Source organism: Methanomassiliicoccales archaeon (genome assembly GCA_029907465.1).
GTDB lineage: Archaea > Thermoplasmatota > Thermoplasmata > Methanomassiliicoccales > JACIVX01 > JACIVX01.
On record JARYLV010000020.1, the window covers coordinates 17,299 to 27,716 of the forward strand.

Genomic DNA, 10,418 nt, shown 5'->3' on the forward strand with positions numbered 1-10,418 from the left:
TTGTTTATAATTAAAAGCTTTTTATAGCTTGTCGCAAGTGGATTTATGGTGATTGCATGGAGCTTCTCGAATGTATACAAAAAAGGATGAGCGTTAGAAGTTTCAGTGATGAGCCGGTACCCGAAGAGGTGCTATTAGAATCGATCAGAATCGGCAATTTAGCACCTTCGGCGGGAAATCTTCAGGCCCGCGATTTCATAATCGTCACGAACAAAGACACAAAGAGGAAGCTCGTAGATGCTGCACATGGACAGGGATTTTTAGCGGAGGCACCAGTCGTCATTGTGTGTTGTGCGAACCTCCAGAGGATAAGGAGCTATGGAAGACGTGGAGTCGAACTCTACTGTCTTCAGGATGTCGCCGCTGCTGTTGAAAACATGCTCCTTTATTTTGTTGACAAAGGATATGCGAGCTGTTGGGTTGGTGCTTTCGATGAGTCCGCTGTTTCGAAAATCTTGGCACTTCCATCTCACATTAGACCCGTGGCAATGTTGCCAGTCGGTAAACCCAGGGGGGTCAGCCACAGGACATCAAGATTGAACCTTGAAAATATCGTGCATTGGGAGAAGTGGTGATCTCATTGTGATTTCCGAAATCGAAGCAATTATTAGAACACTATGCAATCTCTCCACTAAGAGTTATGTAGGTTGGTGATCTATTGATCAAAGGAGTTGACCACATTGCAATCACGGTCTCGGATATGGAGAGATCAGTAGAATTCTATACGAAGGTTCTCGGGCTCGAAGAAGTTATGAGACTCAAATCAAAGATCCCTGGAATTAAAGAAATCGTTTTCCTCAGCGCGAAAAACACAATGCTTGAGCTCCTCGCTGTGGAGAGACCCGAGAAGTTCGTTCAGGAAGATTTGAGGAAAGTGGGCGTGAAGCATCTATGTTTCGCTGTTAAGGATCTTGAGAAAGAAGTAGAGAGGATCAAAAGTATGGGTATAAGAATGGCGGAGGAACGCCATGTACTAAACGCAGAACATCTGGAAACGGTTTCTAGCAAGCTAGAGAATATTGACATCAAAAGGGGACTGGAAAGGGCCGTCTTTGCCGATCCTGACGGCATCCTGATAGAAATTGCAGAGTGGAAGTGAAAAGAAGATTAGAATAAAAAAACGGAGTAGCCCCGGGCAGATTCGAACTGCCGTCGCCGGCTCCAAAGGCCGGCATGATTGGCCACTACACCACGGGGCTGTTTTTCAGCGGCGATATAATTTCATCTATATAACAGTCCTCCCTTTCATTATTATTCGTTGTCCGATTATTAAACCCAAATCGCATAACAGGCATGTCGTCTTTTCAATTTTTAAACGTCTGATCAATCGACCAATGCACAATTGAGGGAAGTTCAACTAATGACTTCCCCTAAGAGATGAGTCGGGGCTGAATCGATAATTCTAACCTTGACAAAACTCCCGACCTCTACCCCGCCCCTGACCACTACTGGCACATAGGAAATCGTTCTTCCGATGAGGGTATCATATTTCCCTTTTTCTGTGATCAAGATCTCTTCGATTGCGCCTTCCTTAGCCTTGTAAATCTCCTTGCTTATCTGAAATCTCAACTTTGTGAGCTCTCTCGATCTCTCTTTCGATATCCATGAAGGAATCTGATCGCTCGCATTTGCTGCTGGAGTTCCTGGCCGAGGAGAAAACCTCGTCACATTGAGTATGTTCGGCCTGATCTCCTTTATCAATTTGACCGTCATTTTATGATCGGTATCATTTTCACCAGGAAAACCAGTTATGACATCTGTTGAAAGGGTGAGATCAGGGAAGAAACTTCTAAACAATTGCACTTGCGTTCTGAACTGCTCAACAGTGTATCTGCGACCCATGAGCTTAAGAATCCTCTCGCTGCCACTTTGAACCGGTAAATGAAGGAACTTGTAGACTTTATCGCTTCGCCACGAATCGATGAGATCATCTACGATTTTTTGCAGACTTTCGGGATTCATCATTCCTATTCTGATCCTAAACTTGCCAGGAATTTGAACGATGGACGAAATTAAATCACTCAACGTGCATCCGATATCGAAGCCGTACGACGCCGTGTCCTGAGCTGTCAAAAGCAGTTCACGCGCCCCACTCTCTACCAACCGCCTCGCTTTCTCAACAATCTGATCAGGCATGTAGCTCCTCAATCTCCCCCGCGCAAGTCTGGTGATGCAGTAGGTGCACGAACCTAGACAGCCTTGAGCTATTGGAATGATTGCAGTCGTCCTCTCACAATGGATGATTTCCTGGCCAGATATTCGACCGTAATTCTCAGTAATCACCCGTTGAAATGAGTCGTATTCCTGTGGGGACAAAACTATAACATTCGGCGCGACCTTTTTTATGATTTCTGGTTGAATTGCAGCCATACATCCAGATACAATGAGATTCTTGTCCAAACGATACAACTCTCTCAGGCGCTTCAGAATTTTCGTTTGCGTAGACTGAATAACAGTACATGTATTCAGGATGATGAGCTCTGCCTCATCTGCGGAACTAACAGGCTGGTGACCGAGCGCCCTCAGCTTTTCAGACAGTTCGATTCCTTCGCCTTGGTTCATGGTACAGCCATATGTTTCAACGAAGAACTTCACAATCGTATCAATCGTGTTCAGGTATATTATTTTATGGAGAATCTCGATTGATCAAAGATCTTCTCTCAGTGATCACATAATATGCTGGTATGCTGGGAAACAACCATGTTATAAAATAGATCATTCTTTTGCAATGAACTTTATTAATTAAGATTTGGGTAAATTATTTTTATCTAGTTTATCAATTAGTTTCGTGACTCGCACCTTGAGGAAACTGCGCCAGGGGATTATGGTACTCAATCTGCGATGGGCCAATGTACGCTCAAGGATGCATCGTTAAACATCCAAATAGGTGAAGGAATGTTTAGAGCAAAGGTTAGCTCCCCAGAGAAATTCTATGATGAAATTGTCAACCAGTTCATTGAAAAATGCACGCTTTGTGGGGACTGTGTGAGATGTTGCCCATTAATCCCTCAGACCCCATTAAAGGATGAGAACCCCGAAGAAATTATCAGGAAGATTATATATTTTCTAAAACACAGAACCTATTCAACGGAAGTATTCCTCAAAGTGTTCAGTTGCGCAAGCTGTGGGAAGTGTTCAAGGTCTTGTCCCGAAGGACTCGATACTTTAATGGCGTTTGAGGCAACAAAACTCAGACTGGCTAAAGAAGGAAATATACCTGAAGCAGTTAAATACATCAAAGAATCCCTTGGCATATGGAGGATTCTTTCAGACATTCAAATAAAACCATCGGAGAGAAGATGGTTGAATGCGGTGCCTTACCTCCCAGAAAAAGTGGAAAATGTGGTCTTTCTGGGGTGCACTCTTCCTGCCTTTCCTCACACCGTATTCGCTCTTTTGGATGTCTTTAAGAGGACAGGGGTCGACTTCATAGCGTTAGGGGGAGGAGAACTATGTTGTGGGTTCCCCTATGGTCCAGCCGCTGGACAGATTCAGGAAGCCGAGAAAAAGGCCAGGGAACTTGTCACTAGTGTGAAGGCATTCTCTCCTAGGAGAGTTATACTCACCTGTGCCGGTTGTTACCGTATGTTCACCGAACTCTATCCGCAATTTCTTGATCTGGATTTCGAGATACAATATTATGCTCAGTTCCTGTATGAAAAAATAAATGACGTATGCTTAAGCCGACCTCTGAATAAGAAAGTGATCCTACACGAGTCTTGCATGAGCCAGCGCACCAGGGTGACCGAATGGGAAATGAAACTCATGAGTAAGCTTCCTAATTTAGAAGTAACAAAAGCGAGAGACATCTGTTGCGGAGGAACGCCGAGACTGACCTTCCCGCAGATGGCCCAGAAGATGGCAGATATCTTCAGAGAAACACTTACAAAAGAGGTCATGGAAGCCAGAGTCGATTATTTGGTGAACATCTGTCAGCTCTGTAGGATGGCCATTTATCCACACATGAGCGAATTTTCATTTTTCCTGAAAGATCTTCCAACCCTGATCAACGAGTCCATGGAAGGGAAAGAATATCAAAATAAATGGGAAATTTATTGGAAATGTAAAAATATTGACGAGATAATAGAAAAATCAAGAGAGAATTTTGAAGAAAATGGTTTAACGGAGACAGAAGTAAGGAGAGTACTACCTTTTATTTTCACTTTTTATGATTAATGCCACACAGCCTCTCAAGAGAGAAAAAGCGCGGGGAGGGGGATTTGAACCCCCGAGTCCTTTCGGACAATGGATGTTTGCCTTTTGACGCAAGGTAGCAATCCATCGCCTTGCCGAGCTGGGCCATCCCCGCTTTAGGCCTCAAAAGAAGTTTGACTTTAATAATTCTTTTGTCGCGAACATCAAAACGATTTCTAGCCATTTAAAAAAATAAAAAAAACGCATTTCTTGTGAACAGTGATGGTTCAAATCATTCCTCAACCTTGCGCATTCATTATTTTTTCCTAAAAAAAATGAGATTGTGTTAGGATAGAAACGCTCAAATACTTCCTCTGGTGATAAAAATAAATGGGCGCGACAGAATAGGTGGCGTCCCGAAACGCATATATACGGCCTCGATATTAGAGGGGGCTACGCTTATCCACAGCAAGCGAATCGACGCTGAGGAGGTCGAAAGACCATCTATGAGGCTGTCGAATCCAGGGCTGTGGACATTCATGGGGGACCGAGATCCCCGTCGTTGGCACGTGAACTCTCGGTTCCGACGTTCGATGTGCAGCAATCAATGAGATTGCAATTGGTGAAACTTGGAGATCCTGCCAATCTCCTTTAAATCCTTAGCGGCAGTTAATAATTGCCGAATGGATCGATTCCGGTTGATCCTGCCGGCGGCCACCGCTATTGGAATTCGACTAAGACATGCGAGTCGAGAGTCTTCGGGACTCGGCGGACCGCTCAGTAACACGTGGATAACATACCCTTGGGAGGGGGATAACCTCGGGAAACTGAGACTAATACCCCATAGGTCCAGAATGCTGGAATGCTTCTGGGCTGAAAGCTCCGGCGCCCAAGGATTGGTCTACGGCCTATCAGGCTGTAGTGGGTGTAACGGACCCACTAACCTATGACGGGTATGGGCCTTGAGAGAGGGAGCCCAGAGATGGACTCTGAGACATGAGTCCAGGCCCTACGGGGTGCAGCAGTCGCGAAAACTTCACAATGGGAGCAATCCCGATGAGGGAATTCCAAGTGCCAACACACTGTGTTGGCTGTTCTCCTGTCTAAAAAGCAGGAGAAGTAAGGGCCGGGTAAGACGGGTGCCAGCCGCCGCGGTAATACCCGCGGCCCGAGTGGTGGTCGATATTATTGAGCCTAAAACGTCCGTAGCCGGTCTCGTAAATCCCTGGGTAAATCGGCCAGCTCAACTGTCCGAATTCCGGGGAGACTGCGGGACTTGGGACCGGGAGAGGTCAGAGGTACTTCCGGGGTAGGGGTAAAATCCTGTAATCCTGGAAGGACCACCGGTGGCGAAGGCGTCTGACTAGAACGGATCCGACGGTGAGGGACGAAGCCCTGGGGCGCAAACGGGATTAGATACCCCGGTAGTCCAGGGTGTAAACGCTGCGGGCTTGGTGTTGGGGGTCCTTTGAGGGCGCCCAGTGCCGGAGAGAAGTTGTTAAGCCTGCTGCTTGGGGAGTACGTCCGCAAGGATGAAACTTAAAGGAATTGGCGGGGGAGCACCGCAACGGGAGGAGCGTGCGGTTCAATTGGATTCAACGCCGGACAACTCACCAGGGGCGACGGTTACATGAAGGCCAGGCTGATGACCTTGCCAGATTTTCCGAGAGGTGGTGCATGGCCGTCGTCAGTTCGTACCGTAAGGCGTTCTCTTAAGTGAGATAACGAACGAGACCCTCGCCATTAGTTGCTAACGTCTTCTCCGGAAGGCGTGCACACTAATGGGACCGCTGGTGCTAAACCAGAGGAAGGAGAGGTCAACGGTAGGTCCGTATGCCCCGAATCCCCTGGGCTACACGCGCGCTACAAAGGACGGGACAATGGGTTCCGACACCGAGAGGTGAAGGCAATCCCGAAACCCGTTCGTAGTTCGGACTGAGGGCTGTAACTCGCCCTCACGAAGCTGGATTCCGTAGTAATCGCGGGTCAACATCCCGCGGTGAATATGCCCCTGCTCCTTGCACACACCGCCCGTCAAGCCACCCGAGTTGGGTCTCAGTAAGGATCTCTCGTTTTGGGAGGTTCGAACTGAGATTCAGCAAGGAGGGCTAAGTCGTAACAAGGTATCTGTAGGGGAACCTGCAGATGGATCACCTCCTACGCAAGGGGGGCAGCAAAGCCCCCCCACCAATTCCTGGCAGGATCCCAAGCACCATAAATACATCGAACGTCTGCTTGTTTTTATTTTGAGATTGCACGCGAGACCGCGTGTAAAGGGAGTCTCCAATTTCTAATGAAGTAAAGAGTCAAAGAGCATGAAAAGGTCGATTTGAATATCTGATCAGAAACTGAAAAATTGACACGACTAAGAAGATCAAATTGAAAATTTTTTGTCTAAAGAAATGAAAATGGTTTCTCGCAAGCTCAATCTCGGTAATCATACCAAACCAAGTCCAAAACCCCCAAAGATCAGAATATAGGAGACAACGAACCCAATGATAGTACCACTATTAAGAAAGGGCAAACCTGCCTGCGGTTTTCCTTTCTCCGTGAGAAAAGCGAGTGATAGATATCCACAGAATCCACCAATCAGGGAACCAATAGACACGAAGAGATTGGCGTTTGTGATCGTTCCAACCTGAGCTGGCAAAAAAACGTAGGATGAGACAACTAGAATACCCGGGATAACAGCATCTCCAACACCCATGAAAAGGGCTTCTCGTTCAGATCGGTCAGCTATGATTGAATTACCCTTCAAAGATGATAAAGAAAAGTGACCCCGTTTCGGCATGATAAAGACTGCTGGCATGTCTAATGCGATTACAGTTTCTGCCAATGTGATCATGTGTTTTGTCCCATAAACCGCGATGGCGTCATAAATCGCCAAAAAAACAAGGAGGAGAATTGATGGGAGAATGCCAAGCGACATCCCCAAAATCGCAGTTGCACCGCAGCCCATAAGAAATGCTGCTGCATTGACGACATACCATTCTGGTCGTATAACGAGCAGTGCTACCATTACTGCCGCTGGAATAATTGCGATCAGGAATGAAATAATAAGGTCATTGAATAGTTGATAAAATAGCGGAAAAAAGACAGTGGTAATCGCAATTAATATTGCCCCCAAAAAAATTGTTTTCATCAACCTCCTCTTGCGAAATTTTGCTAGAACCAGTAAAAAAGCAGTTATGAAAAAGAGAATCATTATGTATATAATAGGATTGCCTACATCACTCGGGTCCTCGAAGAGCCTATATTCAGCGGGGAATAATGGCACAATCAAGAGTGCGATCATCTGAATAGACAAAAAAATTATAGCCATCGCAATAGGCGCTGTTTTTTCTTTCATCTCCTTGTTAATTGCCTAATGAATATGCTAAACTTTTCGGAGAACCCCAGAGAACAATAAAGCACAAATCCTCTTATCAAAAAAGCTGGCAACTACCCAAAGATTTTTTTAGTTCATTGCAACCCATCGGGCAAAAAACAATATCCTTATCCTTTGTGAACTATTTTTTGACAGCCCATTTCCTAGCACACATGAATATGTTCAATTGATAAGAAGTCAAATGAAAGACAATGAAATGATCACACATCGATCAATTAGAGGGTGCGGTGCGCCAGCGATCACCGGTTCGATTCCATGAATATTGAGGCGAATGCCACGTTTCCTGCAACTTTGTTGATTTTCACTTTTGTTCTTGTTCCTTTAACTGTCCCTGGAACATATATAATATATTCGTTCAGCCGGGCAATTCCATCGCCCTTCCTTCCGACGTCCTCAATGAGTACCTCGTAGACCTCTCCTTCCTTCAGAGTCAACTTCTCATCGACTTTCGTCACTTTCTTCACATTCACTGGTCTGTGAGCGCCACAGGCTTCGCATTCAAGCAAAAGAATACGCCCTTCTTTTACAATATGGGTATCTGGCCTCCCGCACTCTGAGCACAAAACAAAAGTCTCCGTATAATCGCGGATCCTATCAGAGATTTGATTCTCTGCTAATTTCGCTTTGAATACCGCCCTCGTTCCTTCAATGTAGCCAGGAGCACCAAGCTCCCTGAGAAGATATTGCAAAAGATGAGTTGGTTCTCTTCGAAGCGCATCCGCGATATCGGCGAAATTCCTGATCATCGTTGTCTTTCCTTCCTGAAAGACATCTGGTTCTGGAACTGAAAACCGCTCGTGTTTTTCAATCTTCTCTGGCAACTTTTGTTTTGCTCTTTCGAGAAGAGCCAAATACTCATCATCAGACATAATCTCGAGTCTTCAAACGGCTTCGGTAATATAAAGTTTGCTGGAAAGATTATTCCTGGAATCAGTTCTGGCGGGGCAATGGACCACTTGGTTCAAACATCACGCATACTTCCTTTTCAGTGCAGCTTTGACCAATCCCAGGTGAAGTGGCGAAGGTTTTTTAGGCCTTGATTTAAATTCTGGATGAAATTGAGATGCAATGAAGAAATGATGACCCTGAAATTCGGCCACCTCCATTCTCTTTCCGTCGATCGATTTGCCTGTAAACTTCCAACCACAGCTCTCCAATCTGTCAATATACTTAGGATTCACCTCATATCTATGCCGATGCCTCTCCATAATTAGTGATTTTCCATACAGTTCATAAGCTTTTGATCCATCCTGCAGGACAACTGGCTGAGCGCCTAACCGCATCGTCGCTCCTTTCCTCTTAACATCACGTTGTCCAGGCAGCAAATCGACAACGGGATCGCATGTCTCGGGGTCGAATTCCGTACTATGTGCCTTTTCAATGCCGAGCACGTTCCTCGCGATTTCAATCGTCGCAATCTGGAACCCGAGACAAACACCAAGGAATGGAATATTATTCTCGCGCGCATATTTTGAAGCAATCATTTTGCCAAGTATCCCTCTACTTCCAAATCCACCAGGAATGAGAACACCGTCTGCGCGGGTTAATTCCTCTGGAATACCAGATTCCTCAATTTTTTCAGAGTCTATGAAGACGATGTTGACCTTAGTATCAGTTTCGGCCCCTGCATGATGGAAAGCCTCGATATGACTCATGTAGGAGTCCGCAAGGTGTGTATATTTTCCAACACACGCAATAGTGACAGTCTTCGTGGGGTTCAACACCTTTTGAAGGAATTCCTTCCAATCGGACAAATCCTCTGATCTAGATTCGAGCTTCAATCTTTTCAATAGGAAATCAGTGAGCCCCTGTTCTTCAAGGATCAATGGAACCTCATAAATTGATCTCGCATCGGGTGCCGAAATAACGGCCTCGAGCGGGACATCACAAAAAAGGGAAATCTTTCTCTTGATTGAGTATTCGAGCGGCTGTGTCGATCGCGCAACGATGACATCTGGTTGAATACCGATGGACCGCAATTCCTTCACAGAATGCTGTGTTGGCTTCGTCTTTTGTTCTCCGACTGTGCCTAAGACAGGAACAAGGGTAGTATGTACAAAGAGACAATTCTCACCGCGCCCCATCTCTGTGTTCATTTGCCTGACCGCTTCCAAAAAAGGCATCGACTCAATGTCACCAACGGTGCCACCCAATTCCACGACGCAAACATCCGCATCACTCGACTCGGCGACACTTCTGATCTGTGTCTTGATTTCATTCGTGATATGCGGAATAATCTGAACGGTCTTGCCTAGATATTCACCCATTCTTTCTTTATCAATCACTGCCCTGTAAACTTTGCCGGTTGTGATATTATGATCACTTGTCAGGTCGATATCGAGAAATCTCTCATAATTGCCGAGATCGAGATCGACCTCCCCTCCGTCTTCTAGGACAAAAACCTCCCCATGTTCGAATGGATTCATTGTTCCTGCGTCTATGTTTAGATAGGGATCAATCTTTATCGCCGTTACATTCAGTCCCCGTGATTTCAAAAGGCGGCCGATCGACGAGGCGGTGATTCCTTTTCCTAGACCAGAAAGGACTCCGCCGGTGACAAAGATGTATTTCATTTTCTCGACGGGATTGGTCGATGTTATTACAATAATAATAATTTTTGCTTTGGTTCTGGATTTTTAGAAGAATAGTTCAAATTGAAAATTAATATAATGCACACTTACTTGACAAAAGCTACTAAATTATAGTCCCTTATTTCCTCAAGAATCGGACTGAGTCTGAAGGTGAGCAAATATGAAGTTCCTCATCATATCTGACATCCACGGTCGTGAACGCGTCATTAAGTGGGTAAATGACCTTGTAGAAGAGAAAAATGCGGATGGAATCATCGTTCTCGGAGACATCACACAATTCGGTCCAGCCGATTGGGCTGGACATT

At 45.5% G+C, this 10,418-nt stretch carries 7 protein-coding genes, 2 tRNA genes and 1 rRNA gene; 4 read left to right on the forward strand and 6 right to left on the reverse strand.

Translation table 11 applies throughout. The features are described 5' to 3' along the window. Positions 1 to 56 precede the first annotated feature (56 nt). Positions 57 to 575, forward strand: a complete 519-nt coding sequence (locus QHH00_07210) for a nitroreductase family protein (GenBank protein ID MDH7509170.1) — start codon at positions 57 to 59, stop codon at positions 573 to 575. An 83-nt stretch (positions 576 to 658) separates the two neighbouring features. Next, positions 659 to 1,099 carry a VOC family protein gene (locus tag QHH00_07215; GenBank protein ID MDH7509171.1) on the forward strand — a complete coding sequence of 147 codons (441 nt, stop codon included), beginning with the start codon at positions 659 to 661 and terminating at the stop codon, positions 1,097 to 1,099. Positions 1,100 to 1,126: 27 nt separating this feature from the next. On the opposite strand, the gene QHH00_07220 is transcribed toward QHH00_07215, so the two are convergent. Next, positions 1,127 to 1,199 (reverse strand) — tRNA-Gln (locus QHH00_07220). A gap of 154 nt (positions 1,200 to 1,353) precedes the next feature. Then, on the reverse strand, positions 1,354 to 2,595 hold the full coding sequence (locus tag QHH00_07225) for a tRNA (N(6)-L-threonylcarbamoyladenosine(37)-C(2))-methylthiotransferase (GenBank protein ID MDH7509172.1): 1,242 nt from the start codon (positions 2,593 to 2,595) through the stop codon (positions 1,354 to 1,356). A 573-nt stretch (positions 2,596 to 3,168) separates the two neighbouring features. Here QHH00_07225 and QHH00_07230 point away from each other — a divergent pair. Then, positions 3,169 to 4,176 carry a (Fe-S)-binding protein gene (locus QHH00_07230; protein MDH7509173.1) on the forward strand — a complete coding sequence of 336 codons (1,008 nt, stop codon included), beginning with the start codon at positions 3,169 to 3,171 and terminating at the stop codon, positions 4,174 to 4,176. Between the two features lie 29 nt (positions 4,177 to 4,205). Here the strand turns inward: QHH00_07230 and QHH00_07235 are convergent. Further along, positions 4,206 to 4,309 (reverse strand) — tRNA-Ser (locus tag QHH00_07235). Positions 4,310 to 4,825: 516 nt separating this feature from the next. Here QHH00_07235 and QHH00_07240 point away from each other — a divergent pair. Further along, positions 4,826 to 6,293: ribosomal RNA gene (locus QHH00_07240) — 16S ribosomal RNA — on the forward strand. 278 nt (positions 6,294 to 6,571) lie between these two features. Here the strand turns inward: QHH00_07240 and QHH00_07245 are convergent. From QHH00_07245 to pyrG, 3 genes are all read right to left on the reverse strand, one after another. Further along, entirely contained in the window at positions 6,572 to 7,456 is an 885-nt protein-coding gene (locus tag QHH00_07245) for a presenilin family intramembrane aspartyl protease (GenBank protein MDH7509174.1), read from the reverse strand. Positions 7,457 to 7,761: 305 nt separating this feature from the next. Next, positions 7,762 to 8,391 carry a translation initiation factor IF-2 subunit beta gene (locus QHH00_07250; protein ID MDH7509175.1) on the reverse strand — a complete coding sequence of 210 codons (630 nt, stop codon included), beginning with the start codon at positions 8,389 to 8,391 and terminating at the stop codon, positions 7,762 to 7,764. A gap of 99 nt (positions 8,392 to 8,490) precedes the next feature. Beyond that, the gene (gene pyrG / locus QHH00_07255) at positions 8,491 to 10,095 is read right to left on the reverse strand and encodes a CTP synthase (glutamine hydrolyzing) (protein ID MDH7509176.1); all 1,605 of its coding nucleotides are present in this window, start codon (positions 10,093 to 10,095) and stop codon (positions 8,491 to 8,493) included. Between the last annotated feature and the right edge of the window lie 323 nt (positions 10,096 to 10,418).

Coding starts and splice junctions, on each gene's coding strand:
- QHH00_07210 (MDH7509170.1), top strand. CDS start 57: ATGGAGCTTCTCGAATGTATACAAAAAAGGATGAGCGTTAGAAGTTTC.
- QHH00_07230 (MDH7509173.1), top strand. CDS start 3,169: ATGGCGTTTGAGGCAACAAAACTCAGACTGGCTAAAGAAGGAAATATA.
- QHH00_07245 (MDH7509174.1), bottom strand. CDS start 7,456: ATGGCTATAATTTTTTTGTCTATTCAGATGATCGCACTCTTGATTGTG.
- QHH00_07250 (MDH7509175.1), bottom strand. CDS start 8,391: ATGTCTGATGATGAGTATTTGGCTCTTCTCGAAAGAGCAAAACAAAAG.
- pyrG (MDH7509176.1), bottom strand. CDS start 10,095: ATGAAATACATCTTTGTCACCGGCGGAGTCCTTTCTGGTCTAGGAAAA.